At 70.6% G+C, this 15,172-nt stretch carries 12 protein-coding genes; 3 read left to right on the forward strand and 9 right to left on the reverse strand.

Features of this window, described 5'->3' with window-relative positions:
- Positions 1 to 120 precede the first annotated feature (120 nt).
- The 5 genes from dnaB to CK206_RS10400 all read right to left on the reverse strand — a co-directional run bounded on the left by dnaB (position 121) and on the right by CK206_RS10400 (position 4,385).
- Positions 121 to 1,944, reverse strand: a complete 1,824-nt coding sequence (gene dnaB, locus CK206_RS10380) for a replicative DNA helicase (RefSeq protein ID WP_067720007.1) — start codon at positions 1,942 to 1,944, stop codon at positions 121 to 123.
- A gap of 486 nt (positions 1,945 to 2,430) precedes the next feature.
- Positions 2,431 to 2,883: a 50S ribosomal protein L9 gene (gene rplI / locus CK206_RS10385; RefSeq protein ID WP_067720010.1), complete on the reverse strand. Its 453-nt coding sequence runs from the start codon at positions 2,881 to 2,883 to the stop codon at positions 2,431 to 2,433.
- A 115-nt stretch (positions 2,884 to 2,998) separates the two neighbouring features.
- The gene (locus CK206_RS10390) at positions 2,999 to 3,574 is read right to left on the reverse strand and encodes a single-stranded DNA-binding protein (RefSeq protein ID WP_067720013.1); all 576 of its coding nucleotides are present in this window, start codon (positions 3,572 to 3,574) and stop codon (positions 2,999 to 3,001) included.
- A gap of 105 nt (positions 3,575 to 3,679) precedes the next feature.
- Positions 3,680 to 3,967 carry a 30S ribosomal protein S6 gene (rpsF, locus tag CK206_RS10395; RefSeq protein ID WP_067720016.1) on the reverse strand — a complete coding sequence of 96 codons (288 nt, stop codon included), beginning with the start codon at positions 3,965 to 3,967 and terminating at the stop codon, positions 3,680 to 3,682.
- Between the two features lie 157 nt (positions 3,968 to 4,124).
- Positions 4,125 to 4,385: a LuxR C-terminal-related transcriptional regulator gene (locus CK206_RS10400; RefSeq protein ID WP_067720216.1), complete on the reverse strand. Its 261-nt coding sequence runs from the start codon at positions 4,383 to 4,385 to the stop codon at positions 4,125 to 4,127.
- Positions 4,386 to 4,664: 279 nt separating this feature from the next.
- Between CK206_RS10400 and CK206_RS10405 the strand changes: the two genes are divergently transcribed.
- Complete coding sequence (locus tag CK206_RS10405; RefSeq protein WP_096906346.1) at positions 4,665 to 8,561, forward strand: AAA family ATPase; 3,897 nt, start codon at positions 4,665 to 4,667, stop codon at positions 8,559 to 8,561.
- 62 nt (positions 8,562 to 8,623) lie between these two features.
- On the opposite strand, the gene CK206_RS10410 is transcribed toward CK206_RS10405, so the two are convergent.
- From CK206_RS10410 to CK206_RS10425, 4 genes are all read right to left on the reverse strand, one after another.
- The gene (locus CK206_RS10410; protein ID WP_096906347.1) at positions 8,624 to 8,815 is read right to left on the reverse strand and encodes a hypothetical protein; all 192 of its coding nucleotides are present in this window, start codon (positions 8,813 to 8,815) and stop codon (positions 8,624 to 8,626) included.
- Positions 8,812 to 10,380, reverse strand: coding sequence for a glycosyltransferase 87 family protein (locus CK206_RS10415; RefSeq protein WP_096906348.1), 1,569 nt, complete (start codon positions 10,378 to 10,380; stop codon positions 8,812 to 8,814). Before CK206_RS10415 ends, CK206_RS10410 begins: the two co-directional genes overlap by 4 nt.
- A gap of 36 nt (positions 10,381 to 10,416) precedes the next feature.
- Positions 10,417 to 12,723, reverse strand: a complete 2,307-nt coding sequence (locus tag CK206_RS10420; protein ID WP_096906349.1) for a transglycosylase domain-containing protein — start codon at positions 12,721 to 12,723, stop codon at positions 10,417 to 10,419.
- A gap of 130 nt (positions 12,724 to 12,853) precedes the next feature.
- Positions 12,854 to 13,342: a DUF5318 family protein gene (locus tag CK206_RS10425; RefSeq protein ID WP_227022312.1), complete on the reverse strand. Its 489-nt coding sequence runs from the start codon at positions 13,340 to 13,342 to the stop codon at positions 12,854 to 12,856.
- 188 nt (positions 13,343 to 13,530) lie between these two features.
- Here CK206_RS10425 and CK206_RS10430 point away from each other — a divergent pair, with 188 nt between their 5' ends.
- Both CK206_RS10430 and CK206_RS10435 read left to right on the forward strand, forming a co-directional pair.
- On the forward strand, positions 13,531 to 14,082 hold the full coding sequence (locus tag CK206_RS10430) for a PadR family transcriptional regulator (RefSeq protein WP_096906350.1): 552 nt from the start codon (positions 13,531 to 13,533) through the stop codon (positions 14,080 to 14,082).
- Positions 14,079 to 15,167 carry an inositol-3-phosphate synthase gene (locus CK206_RS10435; RefSeq protein WP_096906351.1) on the forward strand — a complete coding sequence of 363 codons (1,089 nt, stop codon included), beginning with the start codon at positions 14,079 to 14,081 and terminating at the stop codon, positions 15,165 to 15,167. Before CK206_RS10430 ends, CK206_RS10435 begins: the two co-directional genes overlap by 4 nt.
- Positions 15,168 to 15,172 lie beyond the last annotated feature (5 nt).

Consider the following 15,172-nt stretch of genomic DNA (forward strand, 5'->3'; position numbering starts at 1 on the left):
AGACTTAGCACGCGATTCAGCGGATTCTCAGCAGTACCAACTTCTGTCGCCGAAACTGCCTGAAAATCCCAACTTCCCAACATATATCTCCCCAGTCTCAACTTTCGCCTTGCGCGGCAGCTACAGCCCCCGCGCCATGTCCACGAAACGCGAGTAATGGAGCTGATGCGCCACCGTGATCGTGGACGTGGGACCACCGCGGTGCTTGCCCAGGATCAGGTCCGCCTCGCCGGCCCGAGGGTCGTCGCGCTCGGAGGCGTCCGGGCGGTGCAGCAGCATGACGATGTCGGCGTCCTGCTCCAGTGAGCCGGACTCACGCAGGTCGGACACCTGGGGCCGCTTGTCGGTTCGCTGCTCGGGGCCACGGTTCAGCTGGGAGATCGCGATCAATGGGACGTCGATCTCCTTGGCCAACAGCTTGAGCTGACGAGAGAACTCGGAGACCTCCTGCTGACGGGACTCCACCTTCTTGCCCGACGACATCAGCTGCAGGTAGTCCACCACGATCAGCCGCAGGTCGTGCTTCTGCTTGAGCCGGCGGGCCTTGGCGCGGATCTCCATCATCGTCATGTTGGGCGAGTCATCGATGAACAGCGGCGCCTCGGAGATCTCCCCCATGCGCCGCGCCATCCGGGTCCAGTCCTCATCGCTCATCTTGCCCGACTTCATATCGGACAACTTCACGCGCGCCTCCGCGCTCATGAGGCGCATGACGATCTCCGTACGGCTCATCTCCAGCGAGAACACCACCGAGGAGAGCCCGTGCTTGATGGAGCAGGACCGCATGATGTCCAGGCCGATGGTCGAGTTGTGCGTGGGGATCGCGGTGGGCCCGGCCAGATACAGGTGATTGGCGGCGGCGACCTCGATGCACCTGACCGGGACGCTCTCCGCACTGCGCACGTCGGTGATGAGCCGGGCCGCCCGGCCGGAGCCGGGATTCTCGGGGACGACGATGCCGAAGTCGCAGACCAGCATGAGGGTGTCGAGTGACTTGGTGGTGACGACCTGCTCGGTGCCGCCCATTTCGATACGCCACTCGTGCTCGGCGTCGGCGACCAGCTCGGTGCCGTCGTTGAACCGCACTGTGAAGCACGGGCGGTCCTGCCACACCTCGGTCACGGCGACGACCTCGGTGGGCTGCCCGTCGGCATCCAGCACCCGGTCCCCCACGGCGACCTCGCCCATGGTGGTCTGCCCGTCGGGCGTGGGCAGGACGGTGTCGAGGGCCAGCGCCTTACCCACGCCGGGGCGGGCGGCGATGATGATCATCTGGCCACCGTGCAGACCGTTGGTCACGGCGTCCAGGTCGGCGAATCCGGTGGGCACACCCTGGGCGAGCCCACCAGCGGTGTGGATCGCGTCGATCTCGTCCATCGTGGGCTGCAGCAGCTCCTCGATGATCACGAAGTCCTCGGTGGTGCGTCGCTCGGTGACCTCGAAGATCTCCGCCTGGGCGCGGTCCACCACTTCGGCGACGTCCGCGCCCTCGGACCCCGAGTAGCCGAACTGCACGATCCGGGTGCCGGCGTCGACCAGGCGGCGCAGCACCGCCTTCTCCGCGACGATCTGCGCGTAGTACCCGGCGTTGGCCGCGGTGGGGACGGTGGAGATGAGCGTGTGCAGGTACGGGGCACCGCCGGCACGGCGGAGGTCGCCCCGGCGGTCGAGCTCGGCGGCCACGGTGACGGCGTCGGCCGGCTCACCGCGTGCGTACAGGTCGAGGATGACGTCGTAGATCGCCTGGTGCGCGGGCTTGTAGAAGTCGCCCGGCTGGATCTCCTCCACCACGTCCGCGATGGCGTCCTTGCTCAACAGCATCCCGCCGAGCACGGACTGCTCGGCGGTGAGATCCTGCGGCGGGGTGCGGCCGAACTCCCCGCCGCCACCCTCATCCGGCGGAGGCGGCATCTCGCCGGGACCGCTGAATCCCCCCTGCGCCATGACCGCTCCTCTCCGCTGTAGAACTCGTACCGCCACCGACCCCGATCAGGCACCGACCCGAACGGGCACCGACCCTGAACAGGCGCCGAGCGACCCCTCCACTGTAGGTCACCGGACCGACACGCCCGGCGTCCCGCCCACCCGGTTATCCACAGGTTTGTCCACATTTGCGAGAGAGCACCTGTGGACAACTGTGAATGGATGTGGGTTACGCAGGGCCGATGGGCGTATCACTGTGGACAACCGGTGGAAACCGCTGGCCACTTTTAGCAAAACCGCAGTTCACCATCATCGTCGCAGGTCGCGGCGCCGGTGGAGAACGGCGCTTACCACGTCACAAACAGGGACACAATGGATAACGAAAGATGAACGGCACTGATCCGAGAACCGTCCGGACCCTAGGCATTACAACTAGTTATCCACAGGCCGTCCACAAAAGCGAGGGCCCCGACCGTCACTGTGACGATCGGGGCCCTTCGCGGTGAATCAGGCGGGGACGACCTCGACCGCGACGCGCGCGGTGGTGTCGTGACCCAGGTCGACGACGACGCTGTGGGCGCCGGTCGACTTGATGTGCTCCTTGGGCATCTCGACGGCACGCTTGTCGAGAGTCGGTCCGCCCGCGGCCTTGATGGCAGAGGCGACATCGCCCGCGGTGACCGAGCCGAACAGCTTGCCGGTGTCCGAGGTCTTGACCGCGACCTTGACGTCGGCCAGCGACTCGAGCTTCTGCTTGAGCTCGTTGGCGTGGTCCGAGTCGCGCACCTCACGAGCCTCCTGGGCCCGCTTGATGGAGTCGACCTGGCGCTCGGCGCCACGGGTGGCCACGATGGCCAGCCCGCGCGGGAGCAGGAAGTTACGACCGTATCCGCCCTTGACCTCGACGATGTCGCCCGGCGCACCGAGCTTGTCGACGTCGGCGGTGAGGATCAGCTTCATGATCCGTCTACCTTTCTTTCCTCCGACGGACCCGACCTGGGCCGGGATGTCGCGAGGTCATGTCTCATGCTTATGGGGTGGGACGCGGGTGGCGCCCCGGGGAATTCGACGCGCTCTAGAACGGGGGCTCGTCGTCCATACCACCGAAGCCACCGGAACCGCCGGCCTGCGGGGCGCTGCCCCACGGGTCGTCGTTCTGCTGACCACGGCCCTGGCCGCCGCCGTAACCGCCCTGCGGCTGACCGCCACCCTGGAAGCCGCCGCCCTGCTGGCCGCCACCCTGGAAACCGCCGCCCTGCTGGCCGCCGCCCCCGCCGCCTTCACGGTTGGTGCGGGTCACCTTGGCGGTGGCGTACTTGAGCGACGGGCCGACCTCGTCGACCTCCACCTCGTAGACGGTGCGCTTCTCGCCCTCACGGGTTTCATACGACCGCTGGCGCAGCCGACCGTTGACGATGACGCGCATGCCCTTCTGGAGCGACTCGGCGACGTTTTCCGCCGCCTGCCGCCAGACGTTGCAGGTGAGGAACAGGCCTTCGCCGTCCTCCCACTGGTTGGTCTGCGAATTGAAGCGACGTGGCGTGGAGGCGATCCGGAAGTTCGCCACCGCGGCACCCGACGGCGTGAACCGCAGCTCGGGGTCCGCGACGATGTTCCCGACCACTGTGATAGGGGTGTCGCCCTGTGCCATGCGCTTGTCCTCCGTGTTGAAGCCGGCGTATTACAGCCTGAGGTGGATGGTGATCGAAGGCCGACCGACCGCGCCCAGATTACCGGTGCGGTCGGACACTCCGGGTCACTTGTCGGCGCGGAGCACCTTGGTGCGGAGAACGTTCTCGTTCAGACCGAGCTGACGATCCAGCTCCTTGACCGCGTCCGGCTCGGACTTGATCTGCGCGACGGCGTAGATGCCCTCGGTCTGCTTGTTGATCTCGTAGGCGAAGCGGCGCTTCCCCCAGACATCGACCTTGTCGACCGATCCGCCCTCTTGCCGGATCACGTTGAGGAACGTGTCCAGCGACGGCGCCACGGTGCGCTCGTCGAGACTCGGATCGAGGATGACCATCACTTCGTATTGACGCATGGGACCTCATCACCTCCTGTGGACTACAGATTCGGCCACGGTGTCTCCGTGGCAGGAGGGTCGTTGCGTCAGCAACCGCTCAAGGCTACCCCGGTGACCTCGGCAGACGAAATCACCGTCGGCGGCGGCAGCACCGTCGCACGGGCGCGCCACCCCCTCACAGGTCGTCGAGTCTGACGTAGCCGTCCTCCACCGCCCGCAGCAGCAACCGGACCTTGGTCCGCGCGGGCCGGCCGACGGCGTCGTACTTGGAGCGCACCCGCTGGATGTACGTGCTGACGGTGGAGTCGGCGAGGAACAGCCGCTCGGTGACCTCGCGCTTGCTGTCCGAGGCGAGCCAGGCGATGAGGACCTCGACCTCCCGGTCACTGAGGTCCGGACGGGCCGCGGCGGGGCGGAAAGGAATCGTGGCGGTCATGGCGCCCTCTCGTTCGATGAGTTCAGACTCATTCTGGCGACGGCCGGTCACGGCGTGAACTTCCCCCGAATTGTCAGTACAAGTCCGTACGGATGCGTCCTACGATCGTATGAAATCCCAGCACATGACCTCCGAATCCCTTCCGTACGCCGGTCGCCCGGCCGTACGATGTTGACCGTGCACACCCCCCGCGAGCCCGTCGAGGGCGCAGTTGGACGATCAGCTCCTTCTCAGATTCAGACTCGGGAGGAGCTCGGAACCGCGCTCACCGCTCTCCGGGTGACGGCCGGTCTCTCGGTCCGCGACGTCGTGCGGCTGGTCCCCTCCCTGACCCTCGGGACCGCCTCCGGCTGGTTCTCGGGCCAGCACGTGCCGACCCGCGCGAGCGAGGCGACGCTCGTGGAGCTGCTCCGCCTGCTCGGGGTCGGCGGGGACGCGGGCTCGGATACGGACCCGGCCGGCACGGGCCCTGTCGGCACGAGCCCTGCCGGCACGGACCCCGCCCGCGCAGACTCCGCCACCGCGGCCACCATCGACGAGTGGCGGGCGGCCGTCGAGCGGGTCCGGATGCGTCCGGGGCCCCGACGCACCACCCGCCGCACGCAGAACAGCGCCCGCCCCGGGGAGGCCGGATCGTCGACGGACCCCGCTGCCCCGACCGCGACCGACCCGACCGACGCCCGACCGACGCCCCGCTCGGCCGTGCCCCAGCCCGATGACACCGGCAGCCCGTATGTCGGCCTGCGCTCGTACCTCAGTGACGACGCCGCCCTCTTTCACGGTCGCGGGGCCGAGATCGACCAGGTCCTGGCCCGCGTGACCGCCTCACGGACGCGGCCGCTCGTCGTGGTGGGCGCCTCCGGGTCGGGCAAGTCGTCACTGCTCGCGGCCGGACTCGCCCCGCGGTGGGTCGCCGAGGGCTCGACCGTGGCGATCGTGCGCCCGGCCGGGATCACCGGCGAACTCGCGAGCGCCACCGGCCACCTCGTCGTCGACCAACTCGAGGAGCTCTGGGCGGACGAGGTGAGCCCCGCGCGCCGCGCGGAGGTGCTCGACGCGCTGGCCACCCGCGCCGCCGGGGGCCGGCCGACGATCCTCGCCCTGCGCGCGGACTTCTTCCAGCCCGCCCTCGCCGAGCCCGTCCTGCGCGACGCCCTCGACGACCCGGTGGTGATCGGCCCGCCCAGCCGCGAGCAGCTCGCCGAGATCATCGTCGAACCCGCACGCTCCCTCGGCTACACGGTCGAGCCCTCGCTGGTGAACCTGCTGCTCGACGCGGTCGCCCCCGCCGACGGCGGCGCCGACGAGCGCTCCCTCCTGCCGCTGCTGTCCCATGTGCTGCTGGTGTGCTGGGAGCGCAGTCGCCGCCGTCGCATCACCGTGGACGACTACTACTCCTCCGGCGGGGTGGAGGGCGCCGTCCGCGCGTCGGCGGAAGCCGTCTACCAGGAACTGGATCCGGCGGGCCGGGCCGCGTGCAGGACCCTGTTCCTCCGGCTGGTCGACGTCCGTTCGGCCCGTCCCGTCCGCCGCCACGCCCCGCTCGCCGAGCTGTCCGAGGACCTCCTCGTCGTCGCCACCCCCTTCGCCCACGCGGGCCTGCTCACCGTCGACGGCGAGGCGGTGACCCCCACCCACGAGGTCCTCTTCTCCTCGTGGCCGCGCCTGGTCGACTGGATCGACGCGGACCGGGAGGGCCTGCGCACCCTCGCGCGCGTGCGCTCCGCCGCCGCCGACTGGGAGGGGTCGGGGCGCGACGAGTCCGCGTTGCCCCCCGCGTCGGCGACCGCGGACTACCTGAGGTGGAGGGACGACGACGACGGCCCCAGCGCCCACCTGGCGGAATCGGAGCGGCAGTTCCTCGCCGCCGCCGAATCCCATCACCGATCCGTCGCCCGGAGGGACCGCAGGCGCATCCGTACACTGACCGTGCTGGCCGCGTCGTTGGCGGTGGTGACCGTCCTGGCCCTGGTCGCGAGCGGTGTCGCACTCCGCGCCGGCGCGGACGCCCGCCACACCCGCGACGTGGCCCTATCCCGCTCCGGCTCGGTCTCCTCCACCACCGCCTTCTCCCGCGACCCCGGCCTGGGCCGCGCGTTGGCCCTGGCCGCCTACCGGATCCACCCCACCACCGAGGCGCGCTCGGCGCTGCTCAACACCAGCCGCGCCGACGTGCCACTGCGGTTCGAGGCCGCCCCCGGCAGTGGACGGGTCATCGCGCTGCCGGACGACGGCGGTGTCGCCGCCGTCAGCTCGGACGGCGTCCTGCGCATCTTCCGCGCGGGCGACCCCGCCGCGGTCGCGACCCTCGCCCTGGGCGCCGGGGAGCGCCACGAGCTGTACGCCGCCGCCCTGTCGCCGGGCGGCTCGGTCCTCGGGGTCGCCGGACAGGGCGCGGTGCACCTGGTCGACCTGCGCGATCCCACGGAGCCCACGATCCTGGCCGCCCTCGAGGAGGGTGCCGGGCCGTTCCACTCCGTCGCCTTCTCCCCCGACGGCACCACCCTCGCGGCCGGCACCGGTGACGGCCGTGTCCTGCGGTGGCCGCTGGGTATGCGCGGCGGGGCGCTGGCCGTCACCGACCAGCGGGCGCGGGTCGCCGTCCCCGAACCCGGGGCCGAGGTCGCCAAGCCCGTCGAGGCACTGGAATGGCTGCCCGACTCGCAGACCCTGCTGGCGGCCAACCGCACCGCGGGCGTCAAGACGCTGCTCGACGCCGACGCGTCCGGCCGGGGTCGCCGCGGGCCGGACCTCGACACCGGGCCGGTCGCGATCCCGCTCGCCCTCGCGGTGAGCCCCGACGGGACCCGGATCGCGGCCGGGACCACCGACCGGTCGGTGCAGCGCTGGCAGCTGGACGGCGCCGGTGGTGCTGACGGTGCCGCGGCCCTCGTGGGTGCCCGCCCGCTGTCCGAACTGACCGGGTGGAACGCCTACGTCCACGACGTCACCTACGACGACCGGGGGCGGCTCGCCGCCGCCGGGTCGGACGAGCGGGTCCGCGTCTACGACCCCGTCGGGCGGATGCTCGCCGAATTGCCGGCCTCGCAGGTCGCGACCGGGGTCCGCTTCACCGACTCCGACCACCTCGTGACGTATTCGGTCGACGGCCTGGTCCGGCTCTGGCCGCTGGGGCGCCTAGGGGCGGCCTCGGAGTCCAACTCGATCTTCCAGACCGCGTCCTCGGCGGATCGGACCACCGGGGTCCTCGGCGTCACCGCCGCGGAACTGCACCACACCGTCGTCGACACCACCGGCCCGGTCCCGCGCGAGACCGGCCGGGTCATCCCCGACCCCGGGACCCGGTTCTCCGGCTCCGTGGCCGTGTCCCCCGACGGCCGCGTCGTCTACGCCGGGCTCGCCGACGGGGGCCTGCAGGTGTTCACCGCGCCGTTCGGGCCCGCCACCCGATCGGTGGCGGCCCTACCCGTGACCTCCGGCGTGGTGGTGGCCAGCCCGCTCAGCCCCGACGGGCGGACCCTCGCCGTGTGTAGCGACACCAGCCCCGACCTGGGACTGGTCGACGTCACCGATCCCGCCGAGCCCACGCTCCGGGTCACGGTGCCGCTGCCCGACCCGTGCGTCGTCGCCGAGTTCTCGGCCGACTCCGGGCAACTCGTCGTGCCCACCCTCGGGCCCGAGACGGTCGTCCTCGACACCACCGACCCCGACCGGCCGACCGTCGCCCACCGGCTCACCACCGGGATCGGCGCCTCGCCGTCGGCCGGGTACGCGCACGGCTCGCCACTGCTGGCCACCTCCGGCGGGGACAAGACGATCCGACTGTGGGACATGGCCGACGCGACCGCGCCCCGCGAACTGTCCTCGTTCACCGCGCCGCCCGGGGAGATCTACTGGACCGCCTTCTCCGCGGACGACGACCTGGTCATGCTCACCTCGAGCACCGGCCAGGTCACCGTGGTGGACGTGTCCGACCCTGCCGGGCCGCAACCGTGGGCGGTTCTGGGATCGACCACCGATCCCCTGCTCTACCAGGGCCGCAGCGCCTCGCCCACGGGCGGCCTGCTCGCGGTGGGCGTCGAGGGCGCCATGTGGATGTGGCAGCTCGACCCGGACCGGGTGGTGAGCGAGGCCTGCGCCGGTGGCGTGCAGCTCACCGCCGAGGAGTGGGATCGGCACTTCCCGGACACCGAGCCGTTCGACCTGTGCGCGTGAGTGCCGGTCGCACTGCGGGAATGCCGGGCCGCTGGCCGGGGGCGGGGGCGGTGCGGGGGCGGTCAGCCGTGTTGGAGGCCGATGGTCAGCGCCTGCGTGACCGGGATGACGGTGAGGAACAGGAACGCCGCCACCGTCCAGCCGATCCACACGGGTTGGCGCCACCCGGCCCGGTAGCCGCCGGCAGCGGTGACCATGCAGATGAAGCCGATCAGGATGCCGACGAACATCCAGATCATGGAGTTGGTGCTCATGGGGCGGCGTCCTCTTTCCGGGGGGCGTCGACGGAGTCGCGCCTCGCGGGCGGGGCGACGACGAGGGGTTCGTCCGGGTCGGCGAGCACCCCGGCCAGCGGGTCCGGGCCCTCGGGTGTGCCCTGGTGCGTCACGCGGACGCGATCCAGGTGGGGGCGGTAGATCTCGAGGATGACCACCGCGCAGATCGCCACGACCAGCAGGTCGCGGACCAGGACGAGTGGGTGGAACACGTCCGCGCCGATCCCCTTGTTGTCCGCGCCGTGGAAGTACGACATGTGCGCCACCCAGAGCAGGGCGTCGAACGCCATCCACGGCAGCAGGAGCCGCACGCGGGGCACGGCAAGCACCGCGAGGGGCACCAGCCAGAGCGAGTACTGCGGACTCCACACCTTGTTCGTGAGCAGGAAGAAGGCCACGATGAGGAACGCCAGCTGCGCGACCCGGGGGGTGACGGGCGCAGTGAGTCCGATGACGAGCACCGCGATGCAGCCGAGCGCGAACAACCCCAACGACACCAGGTTGAGGGTCGCGGGGGCCTCCCCCGCCGCGCGGGCCGCGTCGAAGCCCTGCCACCCGGTGAGGGTCTGGATGACCGCGTAGATGCTCTCGGGGTTGGCGGGCCTGTCCGAATTGAGACGGTAGAACTCCCGCCAGCCCTGCGGGAACGGGATCATGATGGGCAGGTTCACGGCCAGCCAGGCCACCACCGCCGCCGCGGCCGCCTTACCCAACTCGGCGAAGCGCCGGCGGCGCAGGGCCACCACCAGCAGGGCGCCGAACAGGAACAGCGGGTACAGCTTCGCCGCCACGCCCAGGCCCAGCACGACCCCGGCCCAGACCGGGCGCGAACGGGCCCACAGCAGCAGCGCGACGGAGGCGAACGCGATCGCCATCAGGTCGTAGTTGGTGAAGGCCTGGAAGATGATGAGCGGACTGGCCGCCATGAGCAGTGTGTCCCAGGGCCTGCGCCCCGCGGACTGGTAGGTGGCCCACACGGCGATCATCCACGCCAGCGCGAGCAGGACGCTGCCCAGGACGAAGTACTTGGCCACCTCGACGAGCCCGCCGGGGAAGACCGCGTGCCAGGCCTGGGCCGCCTGGGCCGTGACGTACTGGAACATCCCGGACAACACCGGGTACTCCATGTAGCGGACCTCGCCGTTGTCGGCGATCCACATGTACTTGTACGGGAAGGCGCCGGTGTTCAACCCCTCGGCCGAGTACAGCGGCAGCGGGTCCGCGTAACACGCCTTGTAGTACTGGCGGCCGTCCCAGTTGAGGCCCGGCTGCGAACCGTCGGTGGGATGGGTGGTCTCCAGGCAGGCGGCCTTGGAGAAGAACCCGAACGCCAGGAGGATCACGGCGAACAGCATGATCACGCGCAGCGGGGTCCAGAACCGTTGACGGCCGACCGCCGCGTGGCGACCGACCGGCCCGCCCCACGCCGCGACGGCCTCCGCGCCGACCCCGTCACCGGGGCGGGCCCGCTCGTGCGGCTCCAGGGTGCGGAGGTCGTCGTCGAGCGGCAGCGGGGAGATACGGCCGTTGCTCTGCACGATCACACCCTAGCGGCGGGGGCGGGGCCCGGTCGCCCGGGATCAGGCCCCGTCGTCCCCGCCGCCGCCTGCGCCACCTGTGCCTCCGTCTCCGCCGGCGCCGCCACCGGCATCGCCACCACCGCCGCCGGGGACCGGGGCGGGCTCGGGCGCGGGCGCCGGGGCGGGTGCGGGTGCGGGTGCCGGCGCACCGGCGCCCGGGATGACGATCTCCGGCAGTCCGGGGACCTGCAGCGTGAGCGGGCCGGGAGCCTGCGGCGCCGGCGCGGGCTGGACCGGGGCCGGGGCCTGACTGGTCTGGGGGACGTAGTCATCGGTGCCGGCACCGGTACCGGTCCCGCCCGTGGTGCCCGAACCGCTCCCGTAGGACTGCCCCTGGGACGCGCCGGCCTGGCCGCCGATGTACCCGGGCTCGGGGAAGCTCTCCCATTCCGTGCCGGACAGGGCGCCGTCCATCGTGGACTTCCAGATGTCGGCGGGCAGCGACGCGCCGTACATGGTGCCGCCCCAGGCGTTGAGCAGCGGCTGGTTGTCGTCGGTCCCCACCCAGACGGCCGTCGCGATCGACGGGGTGTAGCCGACGAACCAGGCGTCCTTGTTGTACCCGGTCTCGCCGAGCTGGGTGGTGCCCGATTTCGAGGCCGAGGGCCGCCCGCCGGCCAGCGAGTGACCGTTCGAATAGGCGGCGATGGGCTGCATCGCGGAGGTGAGGTTGTTGGCGACGTCGGGGTCGACCACCTCCTCACCCTCGATCGAGGAGTTGTCCAGCAGCACCTCGCCGTCGGCGGTCTCGACCCGCTCGATGAAGTGGGTCGGCCGGTGGACGCCCTCTGCGGCGAAGGTCGCCAGGCCGGTCGCCATGTCCCGCACGCGGATCGGGTACTGGCCCAGGATGAGGCCGTCGTAGGGATCCTCGCCCTGCTCGCTCAGCGTCTCCCACGGCAGGCCCGGGATCTGCTTGGGGATGCCGGTGCGGTGGGCCATGTCGCGGACGTCGTTGGCCCCGTTGTCCAGCATGCGCTGGAGCCGGATGAACGAGGTGTTGAGCGACAGCAGCAACGCCTGGGAGATGGAGCACGAGCCACACGACCGGCCGTCGACGTTGGTGACCGTGACGTTGCCGGTGGTCACCGGCGCGGACGAGATCTGGGTCCCCAGGCCGATGCCCTGGTCGAGAGCGGCGGCGACGCCGAAGATCTTGAACGTCGAACCGGTCTGCAGGGGGGCGTTGGCGTAGTCCCAGCCCTCGGCCTCCTCGCCGCCGTAGTACCCGATCACGCCGCCCGTCTTGGGATTGATCGAGACGATGGCGGTCCGGTTCTCCGGCCTCTCGCCCTGCATGTTCGACCGGGCGGCGTCGACGACCGCCGACTGGGTCTGGGGGTCGATCGTCGTGGTGATCTTCAGCCCCCGCGTGTTGAGCATCTGCTCGTCGATCCCGGCGGCCGCGAGCTCGCCCAGCACCTGACGGCGGATGGGTCCGTTGCTCGGGTCGCCGACGTTCTGCTCGATCGCCTGCGGGTCCTCGACGACCTGCGGGAACGCGGCGTTGCCGCGCTGCTGGGCGTCGATCGCGCCCATCTCCCGCATCCCGTCCATGACGTAGTTCCAGCGGCCCTCCGCCGCGGCCCGGTTGTTGAGCGGGTCGAGCGCGGACGGCGACTGGATGACGCCGGCGAGCAGCGCGCCCTCCTCGATCGTGAGCGCCTCGACCGGCTTGTTGAAGTAGGCGGTGGACGCGGCGGCGATGCCGTAGGCGCCGCGGCCGAAGTAGATGGTGTTGAGGTAGGCCTCGAGGATCTGGTCCTTGGACCACTCGTTCGTCATCTTGGCCGCGATGACGATCTCCTTGGCCTTGCGTTGGTACGTGGGGGCGTCACCGACCATCGTGTTCTTGACGTACTGCTGGGTGATGGTCGAGCCACCGCCCGCACCGGCCTCGCCGGTGATCTGCCCGATCACCGCGCGACCGATGCCGGTGGGGTCGTACCCCTCGTTGGTGTAGAAACTGCGGTCCTCGGCGGCGATCACCGCGTTGCGCACGTGGACGGGGATCGCGTCGAGCTCGATGAGCGTGCGGTTGCCCTCCGGGGGCACGATCCGGCCGATCATCGTGGTGCCGTCACTGGAGTAGATCTCGGAGATCTGTTCGGTGCGGACGCTGCCGGGGCTGGGGATCTCGGTGCGGTTGTACATCACCCCCGCGATGGCCAGGGGGATCACGAGGACGACGACGGCGAGGAGGATCACCGTCGTCCAGATCGGATGGCGACGGGCCCAGCCGCGCCGGTCCGAGCTGGTGCTCCGGCCCTCGTCGGCGGACCGGTTCGTCCTGCCATTCTGCGACATGTTCTACCCTCCTGCGAGCCGACCCGTCTGGCCCGGGAGTCCCCCGGTTGCGGTGCTCTGGCGACCATTGTGTACGAAATCGCGACCGATTCTGTACTCCGGAACCCGCGTCGGGCACTCCGGGCGGGCGTCAGCTGTGTCGGCGGAGCTCTCGCGCCGCTCGTCGCACGCGCTTTCCGGCACCCGGGGTGAGCCCCACCTCGTAGGAGAGGATGAGGTGGTTCCAGGAGCAGCTGCGGCACACCTCCACCACGTGGACGGTGAACCCGTCGTGGGTCAACGCGAGGTGGTCTATCTCGTCCTGACCGCGGGCCGACCCGGACGCCGGCCCCAGGTCGTCACCGAACACCCAGGAGACCTCCGTGAGGTTCTCCTTGCGGCACACCGGGCAGACCGTCTCCGTCTCCACGCCGTGGAAACCGGCGGCCCGCAGGAGGTAGACGTCCGCGTCGCACACCTCGCGCAGCGAGAGCGCGCCCTCGCGCAGGCCCCCCAGGACACCGCGGCGGCGCAGGGCGAAGTCCACCACCCGTCGACGCTGGAGCGCCGCACGGCCGGTGGGGTCCTCGGGCCCCGGCGCGGGGCCGGGTCGCGGGGAGCGGGAGTCGGCCTGGTCCACGTCCTCCAGCCTACGGCCCCCGCCGCGGGCCCGAGCCCGAGCGAGCCGCAGAGCGCGCCGACACGTCGGGCCGATGCCACCGCTCGGTATATCGGCTCGATACATCAGCAGGTGTACAGTGTGAATCCGTCGCATGACGCACGGCGCGCGACGCGCACAGGCACGATTCGCGGGAAGGGGGAGGTGGAGTGCTCGAACTGGCAATCCTGGGTCTGCTCGACGAGCGGCCGATGCACGGCTACGAGCTGCGCAAGCGACTCTCCGAGATGCTCGGGACGGTCCGGACCGTGTCCTTCGGCTCCCTCTACCCCACTCTGCGCCGCCTCCAGCAGCAGGGCGACATCGTCGAGGACTCCTCGGCCGCCACCGCCACCAGGCCGCCCGCCACCACGCGGCGCGGGCGCAAGACCTACCGCATCACCACCCGCGGCAAGGGGACGTTGGCGGCCCTGCTCGACGAGCCGGTGACGGCGTCGTTCGCCGACGACGGTTTCGGCGTCCACCTCGCGTTCTTCGACCGCACTCCCGGGCCCGCCCGGGTGCGCCTTCTCGAGGGCCGGCGTCGGGTGCTGGAGGAGCGTCGCGAGAGCCAACGCGACGCCGCCACCCGCGCCGGACCCACCGAACTGCGCTACGCCCGGCAACTCACGTTGCTCGGGCTGGAGACCAGCGAGCGCGAGCTGCGCTGGATCAATGAACTCATCCGGACAGAGAACCCATCACAAGGAGATCCCCAATGACCGACAAGAAGGTGCGCGTCGCGATCGTCGGCGTCGGCAACTGCGCGTCCTCGCTCGTGCAGGGCGTCGAGTTCTACGCCGGCGCCGCGATCGACCAGACCGTCCCCGGACTCATGCACGTCAAGTTCGGCGACTACCACGTGGGCGACGTCGAGTTCGTCGCCGCGTTCGACGTGGACGGCAAGAAGGTCGGCATGGACCTCGCCGAGGCGATCAACGCCTCCGAGAACAACACCCTGAAGCTCTGCGACGTGCCGCCGACCGGCGTCACCGTGCAGCGCGGACCCACCCTCGACGGCCTGGGCAAGTACTACCGCGAGACCATCGAGGAGTCCGCCGCCGAGCCCGTCGACGTGGTGCAGGCCCTGCGTGACGCCGAGGTCGACGTCCTGGTCAGCTACCTGCCCGTCGGTTCGGAAGAGGCCGACAAGTTCTACGCGCAGTGCTGCATCGACGCGGGCGTCGCGTTCGTCAACGCCCTGCCCGTGTTCATCGCCTCCGACCCGGAGTGGGCCGAGAAGTTCCGCAGCGCCGGCGTCCCGATCGTCGGCGACGACATCAAGAGCCAGGTCGGTGCCACCATCACCCACCGCGTCATGGCCAAGCTCTTCGAGGACCGCGGCGTCGCGCTGGACCGCACGTACCAGCTCAACGTCGGCGGCAACATGGACTTCAAGAACATGCTCGAGCGTGACCGCCTGGAGTCCAAGAAGGTCTCCAAGACCCAGGCCGTGACCTCCAACCTGGAGGGGTCGCTCAAGGACAAGATCCACGACCGCAACGTCCACATCGGCCCCTCCGACTACGTGGAGTGGCTCGACGACCGCAAGTGGGCGTACGTTCGTCTCGAGGGACGCGCGTTCGGTGACGCCCCGATCAACCTCGAGTACAAGCTCGAGGTGTGGGACTCCCCCAACTCGGCGGGCATCATCATCGACGCCGTCCGCGCGGCCAAGATCGCCAAGGACCGCGGCATCGGGGGACCGATCCTGCCCGCCTCGGCGTACCTGATGAAGTCGCCGCCGGAGCAGATGGCGGACGACAAGGCCCGCGCCGAGCTCGAGGCCTTCATCATCGGGGCCTGACCAGC

The organism is Dietzia sp. WMMA184, assembly GCF_002441635.1.
Taxonomy (GTDB): Bacteria; Actinomycetota; Actinomycetes; order Mycobacteriales; family Mycobacteriaceae; genus Dietzia; species Dietzia kunjamensis.

Coding starts and splice junctions, on each gene's coding strand:
- dnaB (WP_067720007.1), bottom strand. CDS start 1,944: ATGGCGCAGGGGGGATTCAGCGGTCCCGGCGAGATGCCGCCTCCGCCG.
- rplI (WP_067720010.1), bottom strand. CDS start 2,883: ATGAAGCTGATCCTCACCGCCGACGTCGACAAGCTCGGTGCGCCGGGC.
- CK206_RS10390 (WP_067720013.1), bottom strand. CDS start 3,574: ATGGCACAGGGCGACACCCCTATCACAGTGGTCGGGAACATCGTCGCG.
- rpsF (WP_067720016.1), bottom strand. CDS start 3,967: ATGCGTCAATACGAAGTGATGGTCATCCTCGATCCGAGTCTCGACGAG.
- CK206_RS10400 (WP_067720216.1), bottom strand. CDS start 4,385: ATGACCGCCACGATTCCTTTCCGCCCCGCCGCGGCCCGTCCGGACCTC.
- CK206_RS10410 (WP_096906347.1), bottom strand. CDS start 8,815: ATGAGCACCAACTCCATGATCTGGATGTTCGTCGGCATCCTGATCGGC.
- CK206_RS10420 (WP_096906349.1), bottom strand. CDS start 12,723: ATGTCGCAGAATGGCAGGACGAACCGGTCCGCCGACGAGGGCCGGAGC.
- CK206_RS10435 (WP_096906351.1), top strand. CDS start 14,079: ATGACCGACAAGAAGGTGCGCGTCGCGATCGTCGGCGTCGGCAACTGC.